Raw genomic sequence first — 24190 nt, 5'->3', positions numbered from 1 at the left:
CTCGCGCGTCACTTGCGTGTCGTCAATCCAGGTGGGCAGGTCACGGTGCCGGGCTGGCTCGCCCTGCAACGCGGCGGACGAGACATCGCCGCTGACGGAGGGCCCCCAGACGGACAGGCACATGCCGCGCATGTCCTTGGACCCGCCGCTCCGGGTGAAGATGCGCACTCTGGGCAGGAGCGCGTGGCTGTGCTGCTCTTGGGCCTGGAGGAAGTCCTGCACCTTCTTGCTGTTGCTGCGGGTGACGGGGGCGCCTCGACCGGCCAGTTCCAGGATGTCGCTCCCCGACACCTTGGCGCGCGGCATCGTCGCTTCGAGATTGCGAGACAAACGTTGCTCGCAGGCGCGCCGGGGACGACCGTCGCCGGCGTCGTGGCCTCGCTCGGCTTCGCGTCCGGCGGGCGATTCAGCGTCGAATACAAGACGCTCTTCGAAGAGAGCCCCTCGGAGCCCCTCGCGGCCTCGCGCGGACCCGCGGAGGCGACGACGAAGCGCTCTCCCAGAGAGCGCTGAGCCCCACCGCTCCATCTATTTCATTCACAAATTACTTATCGCCGCTGGCGCGCGTTCGACCCACGTCGAATGTGCTGGGCTTGTGCTGACTCCTGCATGGTTTTAGCTGTGCGAAAACGACGGGCATTGTGCCGAAGCGGCAGGAATCCGACCGCGGTCATGAATTGCTAATGGACAGGTCGCCAACGGGACGGTATATATTTTTACTGCGGGTGAATAAAGACAGCCCGCGTTCAACGACAGTTCAGCTTGGGTGCCCGCGAGCTCTGCACAAGCCGTCACGAGGCCGTGGTGCGTCCTTTCAGGGGGGAACTCAATGAAACATAAATCAATTTCGCTCCTCGTCATGATCACGGGGGCCGGTTTGCTCGGCCTCATCGGCGGTTGCAACCCGATCTCCGTCGGAGACAATGACGCGGACGTCGGTTCGGCCGACTCCGCCCTCACCGCCGAGCAGTGCGATTACTTCGATGTCAACGGTAAGGTCCAGCTCTGCCACAAGACCAGCTCGACGAGTCATCCCTACACGATCGTCCGTGTTAGCGAGCAGGCGTGTATCAACGCGCACAGCGCTCACAACGGCGACTACGTCACCAGCCTCGACCCGACCTCGTCGCTCTACGACCCGACGTGCAGCGGCCAGGGCTGTCTGTCCGTGAACGCGCCGTGCGACGCCACGGTCCCCTGTTGCGACGGCCTCACGTGCCAGAGCGGCACTTGCGTCGACGTCAACGAGTGCGCCGCCGGTACCGACGACTGCAACGAAAACGCCACCTGCACCAACACCGCGGGCTCCTTCACCTGCGCCTGCAACGCGGGGTACGAGGGCGACGGCGTGACCTGCACCAACATCGACGAGTGCGCCGCAAGCCCGTGCCTGAACGGCGGCACCTGCATCGACGGCGTGGGGAGCTACACCTGCGAGTGCGCGCTCACCTACGAGGGGGCCAACTGCCAGGATTGCGCCGGCACCCTCGGGGACTGCAACGGGAACTCGTCCGACGGCTGCGAGGTGAACCTCCAGAGCGACGCCGATAGCTGCGGCGCCTGCGGCATCGTGTGCTCGACGGGCCAGATCTGCTCGAACGGCACCTGCCAGACCGCCCCCACCGGCCAGGTCCCCGGCACGCCGGTCAGCTCCCCCGCGAACCACAACCCGCTGGCCCCGGCGGTCGCCGATGTGAATGGCGACGGCAAGCTCGACATCCTGGTGGCCAACGCCGAATCCGGGTCGATCCTGTTCCCCTCTGGCTCGCTCTCCGTTTTCCTGGGGAACGGCGACGCCAGCGTCCAGTCGGAGGTCAACTACGGGAGCGCCTCGCTCTCCAGCAACGCGGTCGTGGCCGTGGACGTGGACGGCGACGGGTGGCTCGACGCCGTCACCGTCAACGGCCAGACCAACCTGCTCCTCATCAACGGAAGCATCAGCGTCTACAAGAACCTGGGCCCGAGCGCGCCCGGGACCTTCGGCGCGCCGACGAGCTTCACCACCGGCACCCCGGGCTCCGTCCACCTCTGCACCGGGGACTTCGATCACGACGGGGTGGCTGACATCGCCACGACAAGCGTGACCCTGAGCCAGGTGAGCGTGCTCTTGGGCACCGGCGCGGGCAGCTTCGGCGCGCCCACGTTCATCGGCATCCAGAACACCGGCGGCGCGCAGTCGACCATCGCCTGCCGTGACCTGAACAGCGATGGCTTCTCCGATCTCGTGGTGACGAGCCCCGCCAGCGCACGCCTGTCGATCCTCATCAACCAGGGCGACGGCTCGTTCGCCGCACCCGTCGCCTACAGCAACGCCGTCAGCGGCCAGACGGCGGGCATCGCCTTCGGCGACGCCAACGGCGACGGCACGCTCGACATCCTCTCGAACGGCGCGGCCGGCCGGTACCTCCTCTTCTTCAAGGGGAACGGCAACGGCACCTTCGCGAGCGGCGTTCAGTCCACCGCCGCGGCCACTACGGCCACCAACTCGGCGCTGGGCGTCGTGGCCGATGACTTCAACGGCGATGGCAAGCTCGACGCCTACATCCTCGTTACAACGGCCTCGGGCGGCGTCCGCCCGATGACCGGCAACGGCAACGGAGGCTTCACCTCGGGCACTGTCGTCACGACCGGCGCCTCGCCTGGCCTCAACGCCATCGCCACCGCGGACATGGATGCGGATGGGTACGCCGATCTCATCCTGACCAACAGGGGTTCCGGCACCGTGACCGTGGTCCCCAACGGACTCTGAGTCGCTGTCCGCGATACCGCGATGGGGCGGTGTGCCCTGATTTCAGCGCGGTCTCGGTAGGAGAATCGGTGCGCCGCGTGCTTCGCGCGGCGCACCGAAAGCGAAGAGCCGCGCCGCGCCGCCCATCGACCAGGCTGCGAACGCCAGGTACATGGTGAAGTCCCGCTCCACGTACCGGGGCAGGCCGCGCCCCACGTCGCTCGCCTCCGCCAGCAGCTACCGTCAGCCTCTCACGGGCTTGTCGTGAGCCCTGCGAGACTGGGGAACTCGGGCCGCTCGCGTCCGTGAGCGGGTTGACCCTGTGGGGCCGCATGTGCCCCCAGTGTGCCCCTCCAGCGGGGATGAGAACGGGACAAGACGGGGGAAGATGGGATGGGGCGGCACAACGAACCGACGTGAGCTCAAGGCGATAGTGGGTAACAGCGCGTCCTGCTTGGGGTTTCCTATCGCCTTGTCTGCGGTTTCGGTTCCCGCCGCCTTGAAAGGAACTCGGCTTCTCACGAATTCGCGGATTCGCCGCATCTGTGCTCCAGTGGGTTCCCCTCCCTTCCGTCCATGACCACCGGAACCCATTCGCCTCCTCCTGAGACAGGCATGCAGCGCGCGGTATCGCGCTGGGAAATCGTCGGGTTCTCCATCAACGACGTCATCGGCAGCGGTGTCTACCTGCTGCCTGCGGCGGCCGCCGCGAACCTGGGCTCGGCCAGCACGGGCGCCGTCGTGCTCGCGGGGCTGGCGGTGCTGCTGCTCGTGCTCTGCTTCGCGGAGGCGGCCAGCTACTTCGACAAGCCCGGCAGCGCCTATCTCTACACGCGTGAAGCCTTTGGAGAACGGGTGGGGTTCCAGGTCGGCTGGATGACGTGGCTGGCGCGCGTCTCGTCCGTGGCCTCGTTGTCCGTCGGCTTCTCCCGCGCGCTGGGCTTCCTGTGGCCCGCGGCGAACTCGGGCGTGGGCCAGGGGCTGGCCATCGCCGTGCCCCTGCTCGCGCTCACCGCCATCAACGTCGTGGGCGTAAAGGGCGGCGCTCGCACCGCGGTGTTCCTCGCCGTCACCAAGACGGTGCCACTGCTGGTGTTCATCGCCGTGGGCCTCTTCTCCGTATCCGTGCCGCTGGCGATGTCGGTGGCTCCCAGGGAAGGAGGCAACCTGGGGGCCGCGGTGCTGCTGCTGCTGTTCGCCTATGCCGGCTTCGAGAACACGGCGGCTCCGGCGGGTGAGTTCAAGAACCCACGCCGCGACGTGCCCTTCGCGCTCATCGTGCAGATAGGCGTTGTCACGCTCATCTACACGGCGGTGCAGTGGGTGGCGCTGGGCACGTTGCCCGGGGTCGCGGACGCGCAGACGCCGCTCGCCAACGCCGCCGCGCGGTTCCTCGGGGGTTGGGGTGGGCTCCTCATGACGGTGGGCGGGGTGCTGTCCATCCTGGGGACCAACAGCAACACCGTGCTCGCCGGGCCGCGCTACCTGTACGCGCTGGCTCAGGACGGCTTTGGCCCCGCTGCGCTCGCCACGCTGCATCCGCGCTACCGCACGCCGACGGTCGCCATCCTCACGCAGACGGCCATCGCGCTGCCCCTGGCGTTCTCCGGCTCGTTCGAGGTGCTCGCCACGCTCTCCGTGGTGGCCCGGCTCGCCACGTACTTCGGCACGGCCCTGGCGGTGCCCGTGCTGCGCCGCAAGCTCCAGGCGCCCGCGAACGCGTTCCGCATCCCGGGGGGGCCCGTGATTCCCCTCGCCGCCGCCGCACTGTGCGTCGTCTTCGCGCTGAGCGCGGAGCGAGAGAACCTCATCGCCGGGGCCATCGCGCTCGCGGTGGGCTTCGTGCTCTACAGGTTCCAGCGCAAGCCGGACGGGAAGGCGGCGCTCGGATAGCGCGGGATGTCCTCTCTGCCAATGTGAGAGCGCCCGGCCATCCCCCGCGGGTTGGGGCGCAGGGCGGACCCGGCACAGGGACGGGAGCTTGCCTCCCGTCCGAATACAGGCCTCCCGTGGAGGCTCCCCTACCTGTCCACGGTGAAGGCGTTGGCGGTGGATCTCGGGCTGGTGTTGCCCGCCGCATCCGCCACCGAGGCCCTCACAGCGTGAGCGCCCACGTTCAGCGCCGCGGCCGGAGTGAAGCTCCAGGTCCCCAGGGCGGTGGCCTTGGTGGTGCCCGCCTTGACGCCATCCACGAAGACCGTGACGGGGAGCCCGGCCTCTGCCTTACCGCTGTAGGTCGGCGTCTTGTCTGTCGTCACCGAACCGGCGGCCGGAGAAAGAACCTCCGGAACCGACCGTTTGATGCGCAGCGTGATGGAGTCGAAAACCTCAACGCTGCTCCCATTCTCCTGGATCGAATGGCTCACGTAGCCCCCAGGCGTGATGAGGAGGTCTTTCACGATGTGGCTCGCGCCCGATTTGACGGCGAACCGCCCCTCCTGCACCGTACTCACCGCTACGCCAATACAGCCCTTGCAATCGGTGCTGTACACCATCACGTTGCCGCCGACGATCCGGTTCACGCCGTTGGTGCGCGACTTCGGGATGGCGACGAACAGCCGCGTCTCGGTGTCGGGGGTCTCCCAGACGGCGCCCAGCGGGAGTCCACTGCCGTTGTCGAGGTTGAGGTCCACCGGCCGGAGCGTGACGTCGCGGAAGCCCTTGCTTTCGATCTCCGAGTTGACCTTCACGAGGTCGGCCTTCCGCGTCCAACCCAGCCAGTGCAACTGCGGGAGGTTGTAGTTGTCCGACGGCATCGAGCCCATGAACGTGCTCGGATCGCCGTAGTCCTCGCGCTTTCCATTCTCGTCGGTCCGGTGGCCGTGCCCGAGACCCAGGACGTGCCCGGTCTCATGGACATAGGACCGCAGCAGACCATCATTGAGGTAGATTCTGCGATCATTGCCAGTCGAGGTGGGACACATGCCCCGGGGCATCACGTACACGTTCAGGAACGCACCCACGTTTTGGGTCTTGGCGGCGACCTCCTGCTTCGCTTTCGCGCAGTCGCTGCTATTCACAACCACGGTCTGGCCCTCCTCTTTGTAGAACCGCAGGGCGACCTGATTGTGCGACGCCGTGGCGAAAATGGCATACATCTGCTTGATGCTATCCCTGATGCTGTTGAGCGACGGCGTGTCGCGGCCGGCGACGAGGACCTGGACGAATCTGACCGTGTGTGTCCTGTTGATTTCGCTCAGATTGAGGTTGTAGTTCTTGACGCAGGCCGGCTCGTCGTCGGCGCATTCATAGCTGGAGGGCGACGGTGTCTCCGTGGTGGACTGAACCCGGAACGAGCGCACGGCATGGTCCGCGCCCGCACCGCTCGCGAACGACGTCTCGCAGAGACTCGCGTCGGATTGGAGGGTGGCTGAGTCGCCAGTGCAGCCCACGCCCGCATGGAGCGTCACGGTCTTGCCCATCGGCACCTCGACGTAGGACGCATCCGCACCGTTGACCGTGTAGCAGCCATCCAGCTCGGCCTCCTGCATCACCTGGGAGGCGCCATCGCACTCGACTCGCAGTCGGACGAGGGGCGTGCGCGATGCGACGAGTCGCGCGCGCAACGCAGGCCAGTTGGAGGAAGTGCAGTTCCCTGCCTTCACCTCATCCAGGAAGAGCCCGTCTTCGAGTTCCTGGTGCTCGTAGGTCTGGCATGAGGTCCACATCTCGCTCCAATGCGGCCAATCGCAGGTGCCCGCAACGGCATACCCCCGCACGCACGAAAGCGACGCCTCAAGCGCCGGAGAGAGGAGTTCCTGGCGGGCGGAGGCGACGGACGCGCTGGCCCCTGGCGACAGCTCGGGGTCGGCACCCGGATCCTCCACGCCGCCACACCCTGACACCAGCGCTCCACCCACGACGACTGCCATCACGAATCGCTTCTTCATCCTGCTCCCTCTTTCAGCCGGTGATGCCCGGAGGCCACCACCCGCCATGGACAGCGGCATGACAACCACAACTCATTCGATGCCGTCGACGACGGCCGCAACGGTGTGGACTGCAACGGCCATGGCACCTACGTGGCCGCCACGGTGGGCGGCAAGGTATATGGCATTGCCAGGAGCGCGTCGCTTCACGCCGTGCGCGTGCTGAACTGCGAGGGCTCCGGGACGACGGCGGGCGTGGCAGAAGCACCGCGCTGCCGCTTGAGGGCGAAAGCCCGGAGGGGACCTCCGCCGCTCCACGTGGGGGCTTCCATCCTGGGCGGGAAGTGCGAGAGTCCACCGCTCGACCACGCACGAGGGCGCGGACCATGTGTACGTTCTGTGATCTGGGAATCTGCTGTGACCCCGGGCATCGAAGCGGGGCGCTACTGCGCGAGTGGGTGCGCGACACGTGCGTCTTCTGCACGATGGGGAGCTGCCTGACTCACGGCGCCTCGGGACCGCCGGTCGGCGAGACGACCATTCCGATCTTCGATATCAAGAGGTCGCTCCGCTCCAACAGCTCCTCGACCACGCTGACGGAGGTGTCGTCGACGCCGCGTCGCGGCATCCTGAGCGGCATGGAGGACCGGACGTATTGGAATCCAAGCCAATCGGACGAGGCGCTGATCATCTCGCGGCTCCTCAAGTCGCCCATGGGGACGAAGCACTCCATCCCGAAGAACATCCATCGCTTCTGGACGGGCGGACCGATGAGCCCGGCGGTCGTCGACGACCTGGTCTCCGACGGCGCACGGGCCAGGCAGGCGGGTTGGACCTGCTACCTGTGGTACTCCGCCGAAATCGAGCGGGTGCTGGACGGTCATCTCGACGGAGAGATCAAGAAGAGCGAGGGCATCTTCATCTTCTCGAAGCGGCCTCTGAAGCCCGTGGACAAGCGGCCGACGCGCGCCAACCAACGGCGCAGGTTGGAGCTGGCGGGCTTCCGGGTGCTTCCCATCGAAAAGCTCGATGACTCCAGCAACTGGCTCTCGGAGCTCGCGACCCTCGTCGGGGGCGCCGCGGTGGTGCGCAACTGGGATGACGTCAAATACTTCTCCGACCTCGCGCGGCTCCTGTACCTCAACTTCGTGGGAGGCATCCACATGGATGTCGACATCTCCCTGGGGGACATGGACCTCACCCAGACCTATTTCCACAACGACCCGGACGGTGAGGTGCCGCTCATGGGCAGCCTGCTGCGCGATCAGTCCGATCCGATGATCCCGAAGCTCCGCTTCCTCAAGCGAATCCGCCGCCGGCCCCTGCTCACGAAGGAGGAGTACGACGGGTACATGGAGGCGCTCTCCGCGCTGGTCGAAAAGGGAATGCTCGCCGCGGGCATGCTGAACGCGCTGATCGCGTCGCGCCCCAACACCACCCACCTTCAGGACACCATCGACGAATTCCGCAAGGCCATCCTCAAGAACAAAGGCCTGATCAGCGGCATGGCGCTCTCCCGCGTCATGCTCTTCGGCAAGAGCCGGCAGGGGGATGTCGAACAGGCCATGAAGTGGACCGTCCCGCCCTATCTCGTCCGCCTCGACCCCGACACCGACGAGAGCAATCTCTGACGGCCTGCGGCCTCGTCCCCGGCACGGGAATGGTCACACGGGGCATCGGGAACTCCGGCGAGCGTGAACACGACCCCCGGCCTGCCCGGTGGCCTCACGACTGCGCAGTGGGGGACTCCTGTCTTTCGATGCCCGCTTGCGTGACACAGGGCGCCGGCGGCATGAGCGCTGGGGCCCATGCCTGGGGATGTCGTCACGGTGCCATCCCCTTGCCGCGGCATGCGATGCACGGCCCGTCCGCTTCCTTCCGCAGTGTGCGCGCGTGCGTTCATGCCGCCACGCGCGCAAGCCGGCGGGAAGTACGGACGGGTCTCCTGTGTCTGTCCTCCTCAACCCTCGGACAAAAGGACCCAGATGCTTCGCCTCCTGAAACTCGCGCCCCTGGCGCTGCTCGTGCCCTGGGTGGCCCAGGCATCCGTCGTCTGGAAGGGAGACTTCGAGACCGGCGACCTGTCTCAGTTCACCGAAGCCTGGTTTGTTGCCCCGGACCGCATGCAGGTGGAGGGCGACCTTGTCCGTGACGGGAACAAGGCGCTGAAGGTGACCGTCCAGCAGGGCGACAACCCCGTCAACGCCAGCGGCAACCGCAACGAGCTGTTCCGCGGCACCTATGAGCCGGAAGGCTCCGAGTACTACTACAAGTGGAGCACCCTGTTTCCCCAGGACTTCCCCAGCTCACCCCGGTGGCAGGTGTTCACGCAATGGCACCATGACGGCTGCTGTGGCTCCCCGCCGCTCGAGTTCTTCGTCATCAACGACACGATGAACATGCGCGTCGGAGGAAGCTCGGGCGAGGTTCTATGGCAGGAGCCGCTGCACCGGGACCAATGGAACGACTTCGTGATGCACGTGAAGTGGTCGCCCGACCCGAATGTCGGCTTCGTCGAGCTGTACTACAATGGCAATCTGGTGGTGCCGATGCGCAACATCGCCACGCGCTACCCGGACACGGCGGGCTACATCCAGCTCGGCTACTACCGGGATGCGAGCATCGCGCAGACAGCCTCGCTCTACCATGATGGCTTCACCATGGCGACGACGCTGGAAGAGGTGATGCCCCCGGCCGCGCTCGCCGCTCCGGCTCCCTAGGCTGCCTTGTGCGCTGCACCTGGAGGTGGGGGCACTCCCCAGCGGGCTGTCACCTCGAACCTGGGTGCCTATGCTCAAGGCCAGGGTGGCCTTCCCCCTTCCCGCGGGGGTGATGCCCGGAAGTCCTCCCTCCCGGGGAGTAGCGCCGGGACGGAGTGACGCCAGACCGGGAAGCCTTCGTCCTTGCGGACGGAGCCTCCCTCGTGGCGCGGCGGAGCAATGGAGCCTCTGCCCCGCTGCCACTGCGCTACCCATGTCTGTCATCAGCTCCCACTCATTGCCTGTTGTCGCCAGGCCGTGCCAGGCGCAAGGGGAAGGTGATGGACGAAATGGACGGGATGGGATGGGGGAATCCGGGAGCGCCGCGGGCGGCCATTTCAAGGAGCACGCTCGCGTCCACGCCCTCCGCGCGCTGGAGCTCCGAGGCGCGCTTCTTCGACAGGATCGCGGAGAAGCTCGCAAAGGACCTCCGTCCGACGGATCCGCTGACGGTGGCGCGGTACGCCCGTCCGCGGCGTCCCTGGTACAACAAGGAACGGCGCTTCCAGCTCCTGGGAGACCTGCGCGGCAGGCGGGTCCTTGACGTGGGCTGCGGTGAGGGCTCGAACGCGGTCCTGATGGCGCGGTTTGGCGCCGAAGTGCTGGGGATCGACGTCTCGCCCGGGTCCATCGCGCTCTGCCAGCGCCGAGCGGAGCTGGACGGGGTGGCGCAGCGCACCCGCTTCACCTGCGCACCCCTGGACACCGTCGAACTGCCTCCCGGCTCCTTCGACGTCATCTGGGGTGACGGCGTGCTGCACCACCTGATTCCCGAGCTGGACACGGTGATGGAGAAGCTGACGGGGTGGGCGAAGCCTGGCGCGCTCTTCGTGTTCTCCGAACCGGTGTGCCTCTCGCCATGGCTGCGGCGGCTGCGCATGAACCTGCCCATCCACACGGATGCCACGCCGGATGAGCGGCCGCTGGAGGCACCCGAGCTGGCGCTGCTTCGCGCCCACCTCCCAGGACTGCGGATGCGGTGGTTCAGCATGCTGTCCCGGTTGGATCGCTACGTCCTCGTCCAGCGGAACTACGAGCGGTCGCCGCGGCCCAGGCGGTTGCTCTCGGACCTGCTGGGGCTCATCGACCGGGCCGTGCTGTCGGTGCCCGTGCTCCAGCCCCTGGGCAGCATGTGCGTCATCTACGGCAGGACTCACAGCCCCTCAGCGCCACCCCATTGAACAGCTGTCCCCGCGCGGCCGGCACCGTCGGCTGCGTCAAGCAAGTGGACGCTGTCCAGCATGCGCGCCACGTCCGCGTCATGCGTGACGACCACCAGGCCGCGCCCATGCGCCTTCATCCCATCGAGGTCTCGCATCACGCGCGCGGCGGTGCGCGAATCGAGATGCTCGGTGGGCTCATCGAGCAGGATCCAGTGGGCCTCTGAGAGCCAGGCACGCGCGAGGAGGACGCGCCGTCTCTCGCCTCCCGAGAGGGCCTCGCCCCCGCGGCCGAGAGGCGTGTCGAGCCCCTGCGGCTGCCGCGCGTACCATTCACCCAGGCCCGCCTTGTGCAGCGCCGCGACGGCCTCGTCGTCGGTGAGCGTCGCACGCACGACCCGGAGGTTCTCCCGCAGGGTGGTGTCGAAGAGGTGCGCATCCTCGGCCGAGTAATGCAGCAGCTCGACCCGGCGTTGCTCGCTCACGTCCGCGAGCGACACGTCGCCGAGCTTCACCGCTCCCGCCTTCGGAGGCAGGTGCCCCGCGAGGCTGAGCAGCAGCGTCGTCTTCCCGCTTCCACTGGGCCCGGTGAGGGCGAGCGACATCCCTCGCCGCACGGTGAGGTCGATGCCCGAGACCGCGGCGCTCGAATCCGGCCAGCCGCACGCGAGCCCCTCCGCGCGCAGGGGGGCTGCCGGCGCGGGGGCTGGGAGCGCGGCGGCCGGGGTCGCCGCCTCGGGCGCATCAAGGAAGGGAAGCAGCCGCCGGGCCGCCTCGGTGGAACGCAGCAGCTGGGTCAGCGCCGCGGGCATTGACTGGAGCGCCTCGAACGCACCGAGCGGCACGAGCACGACGACACAGAGCTCCACCCGGGAAAGCGCTCCGCGTCCCAGCGCCGCGAAGCCCAGGACGAGCGCCGCCCCCACGCTCACGCTCCACGCGCCGTGCATCAGGAAGGTCGCGGCGGCGGTCCAGCGAGCGGCCCGCGCGGAGAGGCGCTCCAGCCAGAGGTCGTCCTCGCGCAGGGCTCCAAGCAAGACCGGCGCTTGTCCTGAAACCTTCCACTCCGCCGCGCCTTCGAGCAGCTCCAGCGCGGTGGCCAGCTGATGCGACCGGGTGGCCGACGACGCCTGCTCCAAGAGGGCCAGCGCACGCGCGCTCATCCAGGGCGCCACGCCCCCCGCGACGGCCAGGCTCACGGCGAGGGCCCATGCCGCCGCCGGGAGGAAGAAGGCGAGCAGGGCGACGCTGCCGATGCCGACACCGGCCGCGATGGCCATGGGCACGAGCGCGCGGATGACCGCCTCGCCCACCGCATCCACGTCACCGCCGAGCCTCGCGACGAGGTCTCCGCGTTTGAGGCCGAGGACCCGGGTGAGCGGCCCCCGCGCGAGCGCGTCCACGAGCCTGGCCCTCAGCCGCGCCACGCCACGAAAGGCCAGCTCGTGCGCGACCAGCCGGTGGGCGTAGCGGAGGCCCGCGCGAGAGAGTCCCAGGGCCCGCACGCCGACGATGGCGAGCGTGAGGTCGAGCACGGGCGGCATCTCGGCCGCGCGCGCGATCAGCCACGCGGACAACGCGCCCAGCGCCGTCGACGCGAAGAGCGCGGCCGTCCCGAGCGCGACCGCGAAGCCCACCGTGCGGGGACGGAGCCCGAGCCCCGGCAGCACCTGGCGCAAGGGATGGCGGCTCATGCGGCCTCCGCGAGGGGGGCCGGGGAAGCGGCGTGCGCGGGGAGCGTGAGGACTTCGTCCGCGATCTCCAGCGTCCGCGCGCGGTGGCTGACCAGGAGGAGGGTCGTTCCCCGCCGGGCGCGCCGCTTCAGCGCTTCGAGGACGCGCTGCTCGGAGCCCTCATCCAGATGCGCCGTGGGCTCGTCGAGGAGCAGCAGCCGCTCGTCACCCGCGAGGACCCGGGTGAGCGCGAGCCGCTGCCTCTGCCCGAGCGAGAGGCCCTGACCGTCCCGCCCCAACTTCGTGTCCCAGCCTTCGGGCAGCCGCGCGACGACGGCATCGAAGCCGGTGGCCTCCGCGGCGGCCGACAGGGCGGAGGCCGGGATCGCGCGCCCTCGACAGACGCTCTCGCGCACCGTGCCCGGCTCCAGATGCAGCCGCTGGGGCAGCCACGCGAGCTGGGCCCAGTACGTCGTCAGGTCGAGCGACCCGAGCGGAAGCGCCGCCGCGCCTTCGGGCCGCAGGAAGATGCCACCGCGCGTGGGCGGGAGGAGCCCGAGCACCGCCGCCACGGCCGTGCTCTTGCCCGCGCCGCTCTCTCCCCGCAACCCGAGGATGCGTCCCTGCCCCAACGGCAGCACGAACGAGAGCCCCTCCGGTGCGCAGCGCCCGGCGTCGCGCGTGGCGACCGAGACCTCCCGCAGCTCGAGGGTCCCACAGGTGAGGGGTGGCGCGGCGAGCGTGCCGCGTACGGGCTCGGGGGCTTCGAGCCGCGCGATGGCCTGCGCAGCCGCCTCGGCGCCCTCCGCGGACGCGTGGAAGAGCGCGCCCACCTGGCGCAGCGGCGCATAGACCTCTGGCGCGAGCAGCAGCACGAAGAGGCCCGTCTCCAGCGGCATCGCCCCGTCGAGCAGCCGCAGGCCAATCCCCACCGCCACACTGGCGATGGAGAGCGTGGTGATCAGCTCCAGCACGAAGCTGGAGAGGAAGGCGCGCCGCAGCGCCTGGAGCGTGGTCCGCGCGTGCGCCTCACTCAGCCGCAGGACCTGGGCCGCGACGCCGCGATGCCGGCCGAGCGCCCGGAGCGTGGCGAGCCCGGTGATGAGGTCCACCACCCGCGCGCTCAGCTGCTGCATGCTCGCAAGCTGCCGCGCCGTGGCTTCGCGCGTGAAGCGGCCCACCAGGACCATGAAGAGAGGGATCAGCGGCAGCGAGCCCGCCATCAAGGCCGCGGAGACTGGATCCGCGCGCCACACGCAGACGAGCAGGGCCGGCGTCGCGAGCGCCGTGAGCAGCAGCTGCGGCACGTAGCCTTCAAGATAGGGCTGCAGCGCGTCCAGTCCACGGGTCGCGAGCTCCACCTGCGCCACCCCGCCAGCCGAAGCGCGCTCCCGCTCCGGGCCGGAGGCCAGCCGCGCGAGCAGGCCTGCTCGCAGCTGCGCGATCACCCGGTGCGCGCTCCGCTTCCCCGTCCATTCCTGGAGCCCCGCCAGCGCCGCGCGCAAAAGCCACACGCCGCCGAGCCAGAGAAGGGCTCTCCCATGTCCTCCGGCCGCCTCGCGTGCATGCCCCAGCAGCCGCGCCAGCCCCCGCGCTTGCAGGACCGTGAGCGCGACCATCCCGAGCCCCAGCCCCGCGGTGAGCAGCATGTAGCGCCGCGCGGCACTCGCGTGCCGCAGGAGCTTCGGGTCGAGCGGCTTCATGGGAGGGTCAGCCCTCTCCCAGCGTCGGGGTGAGCTCGTCGACGGTGACGCGCTGGCGGAAGACCCAGTAGGTCCAGCCCTGGTAGGCCAGCACGAACGGCACCAGCGCGACGGCGACGTAGGTCATGATCCGCAGCGTGTAGGCGGTGCTCGAAGCGTTCTGGACGGTGAGCGAGTGCGCCGGATCGAGCGCCGGCATCACGTCCGGGAAGAGCGAGCCGAAGAGCAGCACGACCACGCCCGCGATGGCCAGACAGTTGAAGGTGAAGGCCTGGCCCTCCCGCTCTCGCCAGACGCTCAGCGCCGCCGCCCCCAGCGCCAGCGCCACGAACCCCAGCACCGGCCACGTCCAGGCCACCGAGTACCGCACCTGGGTCCACAGTCCGAAGGCCCCGCTGACACCGAGCGTGGGCAGCGCCATCCTCTTCGCCCAGCCGAGCGCCCGTGTCCGCAGCGTGCCCTGGGTCTTCAGCGCGACGAAGACCGCGCCGTGGCTGAGGAAGAGCAGGGTGGTGGCAAGGCCGCCAAGCAGCGCGAAGGGGGAGAGCAGGCCGAGGAACGTCCCGGTGAATTGATGATTGGCATCCAGGGGAACCCCGCGCACGATGTTCGCGAAGGCGACGCCCCAGAGCAGCGCGGGGATCCACGACCCCACCTGGATCGCCTGTTCCCAGCGGCGCTGCCACCGGGGGCCCTCCAGCTTGGACCGGAACTCGAGCCCGACGCCGCGAACGATCAACGCGACGAGAATCAGGAAGAGCGGCAGGTAGAAGCCGGAGAAGAGCGTCGCGTACCACTCCGGGAAGGCCGCGAACGTCGCGCCCCCGGCGGTGAGCAGCCACACCTCATTGCCATCCCAGACCGGGCCAATCGTGCGCAGCACCGCGCGGCGCTCCGACGCGGTCTTTCCCAGGATGGAGAGCCACATCCCCACGCCGAAATCAAAACCTTCGAGCACGAGGTAGCCCGTCCAGAGGACCGCGATGAGACAGAACCAGAGTGTATTCAGTTCCATGATTGTTATCGGTGCCAGGGAAGAAGGCCTGGAGCTTCAGTAGCCAAACGAGAGCGGCGCGGTTTCAGGGTGGCTGTCCTCGCCCGCCAGGGCCGCCGGATGTTTCAAGCTCGCACGGACGAAGTGCCGCATCAGGTAGAACCAGACCGCCGCCAGCGCTCCGTAGACGCAGGTGAAGCCAATCAACGTCGTCCAGACCATGGCGGGCGAAACGGCGGTGGACACGCCGCTGGCCGTCAACAAGCGGAGCGCGTCCACCCCGGTGGGATTGGGCGCCACCAGCCAGGGCTGCCGTCCCATCTCGGTGAAGATCCAGCCAAAGGAACACGCGAGGAACGGAGTGGGCAGCGCCGCCAGGCTGAGCCGGGCAAGCCGCTCCGAGTTGCTCGCCACGCCTCCCCGCGTGAGCCAGAACCCGGCCAGCGCCAGCGCCGCGCTTCCCAGGCCCAGGCCGATCATCAGGCGGAAGGACCAGTAGGTGACGGCAAGGTTGGGCGCGTAGTCCGGACCCGCCCCGTAGCGCTCCTCGTAGCGCTTCTGGACGTCATTGACGCCCTCGAGCGGTGCCTGGAAATCAGCGCGCGCGAGGTAGGAGGTGAGGCCGGGAAGCTCCAGCAGGTGGCGCACGCCCCGGCAGTCGTTGTTCAGGTCTCCCAGCGCGAGCAGTGAGAAGGGCGCCCCGGCGCGTCCGTCGCAGAGCGCTTCGGCCGCGGCCATCTTCATGGGCTGCTGCTGGAACATCAGCTTCGCCTGGGCATCCCCGCTCACCGCCACGCCAATGCCGGAGACGATGAGGGTGACGAGACCGAGCCGAAGCCCGCTGCGAAAGGTCTGCGCCGCTGCCGCTTCACCCGACTGGCTGGAGCGCACCATCAGCCAGCCGCAGATGCCTGCCACGAAGGTGCCCGCGACCAGGAAGGCGGAGGTCACCGTGTGGGGGAAGGCCACGAGCACCGTGTTGTTGGTCAACACCGCCAGGATGTCCGTCATCTCCGCGCGCCCGGTCGCGGGATTGAAACGCGCCCCGACGGGGTGCTGCATGAAGGAGTTGGCCGCGAGGATGAAATAGGCCGAAAGGTTCACGGCGAACGCCACCAGCCAGATGGAGGCCAGGTGCAGCGCGCGCGGCAGCTGCTTCCAGCCGAAAATCCAGAGACCGAGGAAGGTGGATTCGATGAAGAAGGCCGCCAGCGCTTCCATCGCGAGCGGAGCGCCAAACACGTCCCCGACGAAGCGCGCGTACTCGCTCCAGTTCATTCCAAACTGGAATTCCTGGACGATGCCCGTCACCACGCCGAGCGCGAAGTTGACCAGGAAGAGCTTGCCGAAGAGCCGCGTCAGCCGGAGCCACCCCGGCTTGCGGGTCACCACCCAGAGCGTCTGTAACAGCGCGACGAGCGGGGCGAGCCCGATGGTGAGGGGGACGAAGATGAAGTGGTAGACCGTGGTGATTCCGAACTGCCACCGCGCAAGCTCTAGGCTGGACATGACGGAGGGTCGCCATTGCAATCCTCCCGCCGTGCACGATGCCCCTGGTGCCCCCTCGAGACCGCGCAAAGGCTGCGGCGCGCCACGTGGACCCGCGCAGTTTCTGCGTTCCGTCCCAGGTGAGCGCCGGGAGCTGGAGTGTCCGCCAACACACCCCGCCCCTCTTGCTCCTGGGGGAGCGCCGCGCGTCGCCCCACCACCTGGGGTTGGGGTCGGCATGGATCCCCAGTCCATCCTCCAGAAGACCTTCGGGAGGATGGCGGGGATGGAGGCGTTCGACGGCGAACTCCTGAGCGACGACTTCGCCCGGGGGTTCCTGCGCGACCGGATCGCGTAGCGGTCACGCCCCTGGAACTTCAGGGGACGGGCGTGAACCGGGCCACCCACGCGTCGCCGCTGCCGGGCGCGTAGGGGTGGCTGCCGCCGCCGTAGCTGCTGTCGTACGCGTTGACCAGCGGGAAGCCCTGGGCCGCGCTGCTCAGCGTTCCTCCCGCCACGTAGACGGACCCATCCGGGCCCAGGAACGCGGTCCGCCCGTTGTCGTACTGGGTCCCGCCAAAGTAGGTGGCGTAGTCCACCGTCGACATGTCCTCTGACAGCACGAAGAAGAACCCATCGTGTGCGTCGCCCGCGGTGTAGGCGGTCTTGAGCGCGTTGGGGGTGACGGGAAAGTCGCTGGAGGTGGTCTCGCCGGCGACGACGATCCGCCCGTCCGGGGCGACGTAGATGCCGTCGGGGTTCTCGCCGCCCGAAGCGCCGATGACGGTGCTGCGCATCCGCGCGCCATTGAGATCGAACCGGACGATGGCGACGTCATTCGCCCCGCGAACCGCGCCGGGCGCGGCGCCCACCGTGCCGGTGGAGATCGGAAAGTTCGTCGAGCCGGTCTGGATGGCGATGACCGCCTGGCCCTGGGCATCCAGCGCGAGGCTGTGCGTCTCGTGGCCCTCGCCGCCCGTGCCGCCCACGTACGTGCCGTAGATGAGGGTCGCGCCGTCGGCGCTGAGCTTGGCGAGGTAGCTGTCGTTGCCGCCGCCATTGTTCGTCTGGGACGCCGAGCCCGCGGTCGGCAGGCTGGGGCTGGTGCTCGCCGTGACGAACAGCAGATGGGACTGCCCGTTGGCGTCCACCCGGATGGAGGGATTCGTCCCCTCGTTGCCCGCGCCGCCCAGCCACGTCGCCCACACCACGCCCGAACCGTCACCCTTCAACTTCGCGACGCCCACGTCGCCCGTGTTCGTCGTGGGGGGCGTCGGCTTGTAGCGGCCGGTGAACTTGCCGTTGAACGCGGCGAGCGCGGGCGTGCTGAACGCCGTCCGGCTCGAGAGGTTGGACATCACCAGCGGGATGTAGATGTCTCCCGCCGAATCCAGCGCGAGGTCCCGCACCAGCTCGCCCGTGCCGACATAGGTCGACCACAGCAGGGTGCCGTTGCCGTCCAGCTTCGCGACGAAGCCGTTCTGGTTGCCGTAGTTGGACGGGTTCGCCGTCCCGGAGAACGTCGTCTGGAAGCCGTTGACGGGGAAGCCCTTTCCCGCGCGTCCGGCGATGTAGACGTTGCCCGCCGCGTCGACCTCCACGGCATAGGCGCGGTCGTAGTTCGGCCCGCCCATGTACTTCGTCCACAGCACCTGGCCACCGGGCGTCAGCTTGGTGATGAAGACATCACACCCGCCGAAGCTCCCATCCGCGGCGCTGTTCGGCTGCCCCGCGTTGTAGACGTTGGGGGCGGGGAAGAGGCTGGCGCCGGTGAAGTTGCCGGAGCCCGTCCCGCCGACCACGTACGTGAAGCCCTGGGCATCGGTCACGACGTCGCGGGCGTGCTCCCAGCTCGAGCCCCCCAGGTACGTGGAATAGCCCACCGCGTAGGACGTCGCGGCCGAGGCCAGGGGGGTGACCGCCAGACCTGCAATCAGACACAGCGCTTGGGATGCTCGCATCTTCTCTCCGGGGGCCGCGAGGCAATGCTCCCCAGAGACTATGCGGAAAGTCGGCGAGCGGGTCCGCGACGGGCCGCTGGAGGAGCCACGGCAACCCTCTCCGTTCTTTCCACTGCTAGCAAATGCCAGACCCCGGGTGTTGCCGCAAGCCCCCCCGGTCGTGCTCCACCATCGCCCGTTTCGAACCAGGAGCGGGAGGGCCGAGTGATGCATGCGGACGTGATGACGCAGCACGCGGTGGTGATTGCTGGAGGGGGACCGACCGGGCTGATGCTGGCGGCGGAGCTGACATTGGCGCAGGTGGACGTGGCCATCGTCGAGCGGCGCGCCAGTCAGGAGGTCGCCGGCTCACGCTCGCGCGGCCTGCACGCGCGCAGCCTGGAGGTGCTCGATCAGCGCGGGGTCGTCGAGCGCTTCGTCTCGCAAGGGAAAGCGGTCCAGAACGTCTCGTTCGGGCAGGTGCTTCTGGACCTCAGCGACTTCCCGACGCGTCACAACCATGGGCTCGCGCTCTTGCAGGAGCACTTCGAGCGCATCCTGGCGGAGTGGGTGAGCGAGCTGGCGGTGCCCATCTACCGTGGGTGCGAGGTGACGGGCTTCGCGCAGGACGACACCGGCGTCAACGTCGAGCTGTCCGACGGCCGTGTGTTGCGGGCGGAGTACCTCGTCGGGTGCGACGGGGGTCGCAGCCTCGTCCGCAAGGCGGCAGGCATCGGGTTCCCGGGGTGGGACGCGTCGGTCAGCTACCTCATCGCCGAGGTCGAGATGACCGGAGCGCCAGCGTTCGGCATCCGCCGGGACGAGAAGGGCACCTACGCCATGGGCCCGCTGGAGGACGGACGCGTGGGCGTCGTGCTGAGAGAGGAGCAGGTCGGCACGGGCGACGCGCCGACCCTCGAGGGGCTGCGCGAGGGGCTCGTCGCGCTCTACGGGACGGACTACGGCCTGCGCGGCGCCACGTACCTCTCGCGGTTCAGCGACATGACGCGGCAGGCGGCGTCCTACCGGGACCGGCGGGTGCTCCTGGCCGGCGACGCGGCCCACGTGCACTCGCCAATGGGCGGACAGGGACTCAACCTCGGCGTACAGGATGCCGTGAACCTGGGGTGGAAGCTGGCCCAGGTCGTGCGCGGCGTCTCGCCGGAGACCCTGCTCGACACGTACCAGGCCGAGCGCCACCCCGTCGCGGCCCGTGCGCTGCGCAAGACGATGGCGCAGACCGCGCTCAGCCGCGGTGACGCGCGGATGGACGCCGTGCGCGAGACGCTGTCGGAGTTGCTGCGGATGGACGGCCCCCGCAAGCAGTACGCGGCGATGATGTCGGGGCTGGACGTCCACTACGACCTGGGCAACGGACACCCGCTGCTCGGGCGCCGCATGCCGGACCTCGACCTGGTCACCGCCGACGGCCCGCGGCGCGTGTTCCACCTGTTGCACGACGCGCGGCCGGTGCTGCTCGACCTGGGCGAGCCCGGCACTCTCGACGTCACGCCCTGGGCGGACCGGGTTCGGAGGGTCGCTGCTCGCTACACGGGGGCGTGGGAGCTCCCGGTGCTCGGCGCTGTCACCGCGCCCGTCGCGGTGCTGATTCGACCGGACGGACACGTCGCGTGGGTCGGGGAGGGCACGGACCAGGGCCTGCGTGAGGCCCTGACCCGGTGGTTCGCGCCGCCGCGTGCGGCGTAGGGCGTTTCGGTTGCCTCAGCGGACTGCGCTGTAAGTTCCGGGCTCCCTGCTAAGTGCTTCGGATCAGGAAGTGGGTTGCCGGGGTGACCCCCGCGGAGGCGAGCGCCGCGGCCGTGGGGGGCCATGTCCCCGTCACCTGATGCGGGAGCAGCCGTTTGTCAGCGCCGTCGCGCACGTCGAGGGTGGTGTTGAAACCGTCCGTCCACCAGTTCGAGGAGGGCTGGATGCGGAACGTCACGAACCCATTCAACTGGGTGAACGCCGTGTGACGGAACTCACCGCCGCGCACGTACAGCCGCCCCCCGGCACGCGCAGCGCCCGTGTTGGTCAACTGGATGTGACAGGGCACCTGCCCCGCGATGAGGTTGTTGTCCACGGACGCGATGCAGTCGACGATCTCGATCAGCGCGTTCGATGACTCGAACCCGATGCACGATGCGTTCGTGTACCCTCCCAGGGAGTTGCCACCGTTGAGCGGGGGCTGCCGGTTCTGGTTGTTGGTGATCTGCTCGATCTTCAACCGCTCGAGCCGGTAGTGGTTCGACAGGGCCGTGGCGGACGCGACCGATTCGTCGTTCGCGGCGTACCGGGACACGTTGCAGTGATGCATCCAGCAGTCGGTGACGTGCTGGGTGACCCCGCCGTTCGCCATGAACACCCCGCACTTGCGGGGGCGTGCCGCGTCGTAGCGGGGACTCATGCGCCCGTCGAACTCCGTGTGCTCGTAGGTGACGTGGTTCCGCTGGCTGGTGATGTTGCTCAGCTCGAACGGAGGCTGACTGGTCATCGCCTTGCCCGCACCCCGGAACCGGCAGTGCGTCACCCTGGAGTCGGGGTGACGGCGACTCGAATCCGAGTAGATCACCACGCCCAGATGGGGTGCCGGCTGCGGGACGTACACTCCGCCCGTGATGTCGCTGCTGATCGCCGTGAGGAGCGGCTGTGGCGCGGCCTCGAAGCCGACGCCACCCAGGTAGATGGGTGCCGGTGCGTTCGAGTACTGGGTGTCGAGTCTGCACATGCCCATCAGCAACTGGATGAAGGACGCTTGGGTCATGGTGGACATATGCGACAACTGCGCCTGACTCACCGACCCTGCCGCCATCTCGATGATCGACTGGTCTGGCCCAGCCCCGACGAACCCCGCGAGTTTCGGGAAGAAGAACCCGAACGCATACGTGGGGTTGCCGCTGGAGCCGACCGCGCGGAACTGATTGAGAGTGAAAACGCCCGCCGGTAGCCGCACGATGACCCGTCCGGAGGCTGCGTTCACCGTGGCTTGCAGCTTCGTATAGAAGTCACCCGCCACGGTGCTCAGCGGCACCACCGGCACGCCTGCGGGGAGCTTGGACTCCCACGCGCTCGCGGATGCGTAAGCCCACGGTGGGGAGGCCTCGGACCAATCCCACCCGGCCAGCATCACCTTGGGCGCCTGTGATTTGTCGTCAGTGAGAACGGGAGGTGCCATGGGTTCTCCTTTCATCGTGTTGTCAGGCATTGATACTCGAACCCTCTGACATCTTTCCCGAGGCCGGAGCTGAGCCCGCTCGCGATAGCCGCTTCGCCCACGACTCCCAAGATTGTCTTGAGAGCATTGGCAGGAGGGCGGGTGACGAAAAAGCCGTTCCTGGTGCACGCCGCGCAACCCCTGCTGTTCCCGAAGCAACCCTTTCAGTTCCACCGCGACAATGCAGCCGGCCCGCCCGTGGAACGCGCCATCCAGCTCGTGCTGGTGCGATAGGAGGAGGCGGGATTCTGAACGGAGCCTCTGGATGCAAACGGCGATTCACAATTCGAAGAGCGCATGGAAGGTCCTGTCCCTGGGTTTGCTGGCCGCGTGGATGGGGTGTGGCGGGGATGCGCTCCAGGAGCCCCTGGCCTCGCGGCAGGAGGCGCTCGTGGACGGCTACAACCTCGTCGTCATGGGCGTGAGCCCGACCACGGTGGCCCCGCGCGGTGCCGTCACCTTCAGCGCAACCATCAAGAACGCGGGGAACGTCGCGACGCCCGCGGGCATCATCCATGGCCTCTCATTCTGGGTGGACGGCACGCAGGTGTCGTGGTCGGACACGCACACGAGCTCCCTCCCGCCGGGGGCCAGCGTCACGCTCACCGCCAACTCCGGCCCCGCGGGGACGAAGGTGTGGACCGCGCCGGACACGGCGGGGGCCCACACGCTCCTCGCGCATGTGGATGACATCAACCGCCTGCCGGCGGAGACCAACGAGAGCGACAACCCATACAGCGTCCCGCTGAGCGTGACGCCCGCCGCGACCTGCTCGGACCGGGTGCGCAACGGCACCGAGACGGGAGTCGACTGCGGGCCGGACTGTGGCCCGTGTGAGTGGCCGTTCACCGCGGTGCCACGCGCCACGCTCCGGACGTCGGCGAAGCGGGTGTATGCGCACTGGCACTACTACCCCGTGTCGTTGGACAACGCCAACCCGACGTCCAACGACTACTACGAGCGCAACTACATCGCAGTGAATGGCGAGGGCGGAAGCCACGCGGCCTACGGCGGCATGATGCGGGAGCGGCCGCTCCCGAGACTGCCCCGCGCGGAGACGGACTGGCGGCTTCGCGACGCGAAGGACGAAATCGAGCTCGCGGCGAGGATTGGCATCGACGGCTTCTATCTGAACCTGTGGACCGACAGCGACGTGAACAACGGCGCGGTGTGGACGCGGGCGAAGACGATCGTGGACGCGGCCTCGCAGGCCGGCGGCTTCGACATCGTCCCCAACTTCGACATGACGATTCTGGGAACGGGGAGCCAGGCGGGGGACCAGGACCTGATGATTCGCATCCTGGGCCAGCTGAAGAGCCAGGCGGCGCTCCTGCGGCGGCCGGATGGGAAGTATGTCGTCGGCCTGTTCAATCCTCCCGCGCAGGGCCGGACGGCGCCGTTCTACGCCACCGTGAAGCAGCGCGCGTCGACGGAGCTGGGCATGAGCCTGTACCTGGTGCCCGTCTTCCTTGGCACGGGGAGCACGGCGCTCTTCGAGGAGTACAGGAACGTGGGGGACGCCTACGCGGGGTGGGGGACGGCCGTCCCGGTGACGGCGGCGGGGTACTCCGGGAGCCTGAAGACGAAGGCGGCCGGGTACGGGAAGTCGTGGATCCACCCGATGAGCAGCCAGGACTACCGGCCCAAGGACAAGGCCTTCTGGGAGGCGCGCAACTCACAGACGCTCCGCTCCATCTGGGAGAACGTGATTGCCGACGGCCTGGACGAAGTCCAGATCATCACCTGGAACGACCAGCACGAGCACCACAACATCCGGCCGTCGACGGGCAAGCAGTGGCCCGCGTACGACATGACCGCGTATTACATCCAGTGGTTCAAGACGGGCACGCGGCCGGCCCTCGAGCGCGACGTGCTGTATTACAGCCACCGCATCCACAGTCAGTCCCTCGTGCCCACGACCCAGACGTCAGCGAACCTCGCGGTGTGCAGGGCAGGGTGCCCGGCGACGAATGACGTGGAACTGGTGGGCTTCCTCACGTCGGCGGGCCGGCTCGAAATCACGCAGGGCACGACGACCTACGGCGAGGACAAGACGGCGGGTGGCGTGCAGGTCATCAGGACGGCGTTGGCGGTGGGGACGCCGGCCTTCCGGCTGAAGCGCTCGGGGGCCACCGTGGTGCAGCTCCAGGGCATGCACCCCATCGTGGGCTCCATCGCGTACCAGGACCTGCTGTACCGCGCCGGAAGCTCGGCCCGCGCTGCGCTCCCGTCCTGCGCGGCCTCCTGTGCCAACGGTGAGGCCCGCTGCCGGCTGTGCCCCGGCGAGCCGATGTGGCTGAAGCGCTGAAGACGCTCGAGGGGCGCCGGGCCTGTCGTTGGGAAGAGGCTCCATCCCAGACAGGAGATGGGGCCCACCGCCTCCGAGCCGGGCCTGAACTTCGGCGGCGGTACCCTGGCCGGATACTTGCTGGAGAAGGCGACAGCTCCTGCACCGGCGCAGAGCAAGGCCCCTTGAATCGAGCCACCGGCCCGTCAGGTTGTCATCCTGGCGGGTCCGGGGGTGTGCCATTCCGGCACGGGCCTTCGTGCGAAGGAGGTAGCGGGTGTTCACCGTCTTCGACTTGTTTCGGGTGCTGTCGGTCCTGGCGGGCGCGGGTGTGGGCGCATTCGTGGGGCACGGCCTCCTGGGATGGGTGGGGGG

At 68.5% G+C, this 24190-nt stretch carries 18 protein-coding genes; 10 read left to right on the top strand and 8 right to left on the bottom strand.

All coding sequences use genetic code 11. The annotated features are described in order from the left end of the window. Positions 1–183: 183 nt before the first annotated feature. From D7X32_RS26055 to D7X32_RS26040, 3 genes are all read left to right on the top strand, one after another. Positions 184–513 (top strand): helix-turn-helix domain-containing protein, encoded by a 330-nt coding sequence (locus D7X32_RS26055; RefSeq protein WP_120605274.1) that lies wholly within the window; start codon positions 184–186, stop codon positions 511–513. A gap of 316 nt (positions 514–829) precedes the next feature. Then, a complete protein-coding gene (locus D7X32_RS26050; protein WP_120605273.1) occupies positions 830–2749 on the top strand; it encodes an FG-GAP-like repeat-containing protein in 1920 nt (639 codons plus the stop codon). Positions 2750–3343: 594 nt separating this feature from the next. Next, complete coding sequence (locus D7X32_RS26040; RefSeq protein ID WP_120605271.1) at positions 3344–4621, top strand: APC family permease; 1278 nt, start codon at positions 3344–3346, stop codon at positions 4619–4621. 128 nt (positions 4622–4749) lie between these two features. On the opposite strand, the gene D7X32_RS26035 is transcribed toward D7X32_RS26040, so the two are convergent. Continuing rightward, on the bottom strand, positions 4750–6618 hold the full coding sequence (locus D7X32_RS26035; RefSeq protein WP_158625764.1) for an Ig-like domain-containing protein: 1869 nt from the start codon (positions 6616–6618) through the stop codon (positions 4750–4752). Between the two features lie 105 nt (positions 6619–6723). On the opposite strand from D7X32_RS26035, the gene D7X32_RS46950 reads away from it, so the two are divergent. Continuing rightward, positions 6724–7098 carry a hypothetical protein gene (locus D7X32_RS46950; protein ID WP_244239178.1) on the top strand — a complete coding sequence of 125 codons (375 nt, stop codon included), beginning with the start codon at positions 6724–6726 and terminating at the stop codon, positions 7096–7098. 1 nt (position 7099) lies between these two features. On the opposite strand, the gene D7X32_RS47960 is transcribed toward D7X32_RS46950, so the two are convergent. Then, entirely contained in the window at positions 7100–7312 is a 213-nt protein-coding gene (locus tag D7X32_RS47960; protein WP_244239177.1) for a hypothetical protein, read from the bottom strand. Between D7X32_RS47960 and D7X32_RS26020 the strand changes: the two genes are divergently transcribed. The 3 genes from D7X32_RS26020 to D7X32_RS26010 all read left to right on the top strand — a co-directional run bounded on the left by D7X32_RS26020 (position 7311) and on the right by D7X32_RS26010 (position 10537). Next, complete coding sequence (locus tag D7X32_RS26020) at positions 7311–8228, top strand: hypothetical protein (RefSeq protein ID WP_244239176.1); 918 nt, start codon at positions 7311–7313, stop codon at positions 8226–8228. The genes D7X32_RS47960 and D7X32_RS26020 overlap by 2 nt on opposite strands. A gap of 354 nt (positions 8229–8582) precedes the next feature. Beyond that, positions 8583–9317 carry a polysaccharide lyase family 20 protein gene (locus D7X32_RS26015; RefSeq protein ID WP_244239175.1) on the top strand — a complete coding sequence of 245 codons (735 nt, stop codon included), beginning with the start codon at positions 8583–8585 and terminating at the stop codon, positions 9315–9317. A gap of 320 nt (positions 9318–9637) precedes the next feature. After that, entirely contained in the window at positions 9638–10537 is a 900-nt protein-coding gene (locus D7X32_RS26010) for a class I SAM-dependent methyltransferase (RefSeq protein WP_208752541.1), read from the top strand. On the opposite strand, the gene cydC is transcribed toward D7X32_RS26010, so the two are convergent. The 5 genes from cydC to D7X32_RS25985 all read right to left on the bottom strand — a co-directional run bounded on the left by cydC (position 10510) and on the right by D7X32_RS25985 (position 18335). Next, the gene (gene cydC / locus D7X32_RS26005) at positions 10510–12210 is read right to left on the bottom strand and encodes a thiol reductant ABC exporter subunit CydC (protein WP_120605268.1); all 1701 of its coding nucleotides are present in this window, start codon (positions 12208–12210) and stop codon (positions 10510–10512) included. The genes D7X32_RS26010 and cydC overlap by 28 nt on opposite strands. After that, the gene (cydD, locus tag D7X32_RS26000) at positions 12207–13892 is read right to left on the bottom strand and encodes a thiol reductant ABC exporter subunit CydD (RefSeq protein ID WP_120605267.1); all 1686 of its coding nucleotides are present in this window, start codon (positions 13890–13892) and stop codon (positions 12207–12209) included. Before cydD ends, cydC begins: the two co-directional genes overlap by 4 nt. A gap of 7 nt (positions 13893–13899) precedes the next feature. After that, positions 13900–14907, bottom strand: a complete 1008-nt coding sequence (gene cydB, locus D7X32_RS25995; protein WP_120605266.1) for a cytochrome d ubiquinol oxidase subunit II — start codon at positions 14905–14907, stop codon at positions 13900–13902. A 36-nt stretch (positions 14908–14943) separates the two neighbouring features. Next, the gene (locus D7X32_RS25990; RefSeq protein WP_120605265.1) at positions 14944–16395 is read right to left on the bottom strand and encodes a cytochrome ubiquinol oxidase subunit I; all 1452 of its coding nucleotides are present in this window, start codon (positions 16393–16395) and stop codon (positions 14944–14946) included. A gap of 356 nt (positions 16396–16751) precedes the next feature. Then, complete coding sequence (locus D7X32_RS25985) at positions 16752–18335, bottom strand: S-layer protein (RefSeq protein ID WP_120605264.1); 1584 nt, start codon at positions 18333–18335, stop codon at positions 16752–16754. Between the two features lie 207 nt (positions 18336–18542). On the opposite strand from D7X32_RS25985, the gene D7X32_RS25980 reads away from it, so the two are divergent. Continuing rightward, entirely contained in the window at positions 18543–20021 is a 1479-nt protein-coding gene (locus tag D7X32_RS25980; protein ID WP_120605263.1) for an FAD-dependent monooxygenase, read from the top strand. 49 nt (positions 20022–20070) lie between these two features. On the opposite strand, the gene D7X32_RS25975 is transcribed toward D7X32_RS25980, so the two are convergent. After that, complete coding sequence (locus D7X32_RS25975) at positions 20071–21489, bottom strand: hypothetical protein (RefSeq protein WP_147450263.1); 1419 nt, start codon at positions 21487–21489, stop codon at positions 20071–20073. A gap of 141 nt (positions 21490–21630) precedes the next feature. On the opposite strand from D7X32_RS25975, the gene D7X32_RS47615 reads away from it, so the two are divergent. Together D7X32_RS47615 and D7X32_RS25970 are read left to right on the top strand one after the other, a co-directional pair. Beyond that, entirely contained in the window at positions 21631–21762 is a 132-nt protein-coding gene (locus D7X32_RS47615; RefSeq protein WP_279635615.1) for a hypothetical protein, read from the top strand. A gap of 31 nt (positions 21763–21793) precedes the next feature. Continuing rightward, positions 21794–23836, top strand: coding sequence for an endo-1,3-alpha-glucanase family glycosylhydrolase (locus tag D7X32_RS25970; protein ID WP_158625763.1), 2043 nt, complete (start codon positions 21794–21796; stop codon positions 23834–23836). Positions 23837–24190 lie beyond the last annotated feature (354 nt).

It is taken from the genome of Corallococcus carmarthensis, from assembly GCF_003611695.1.
GTDB lineage: Bacteria > Myxococcota > Myxococcia > Myxococcales > Myxococcaceae > Corallococcus > Corallococcus carmarthensis.
The sequence above is the reverse complement of the archived record's forward strand: the minus strand, read 5'-3'. Positions and strand labels throughout refer to the sequence as shown.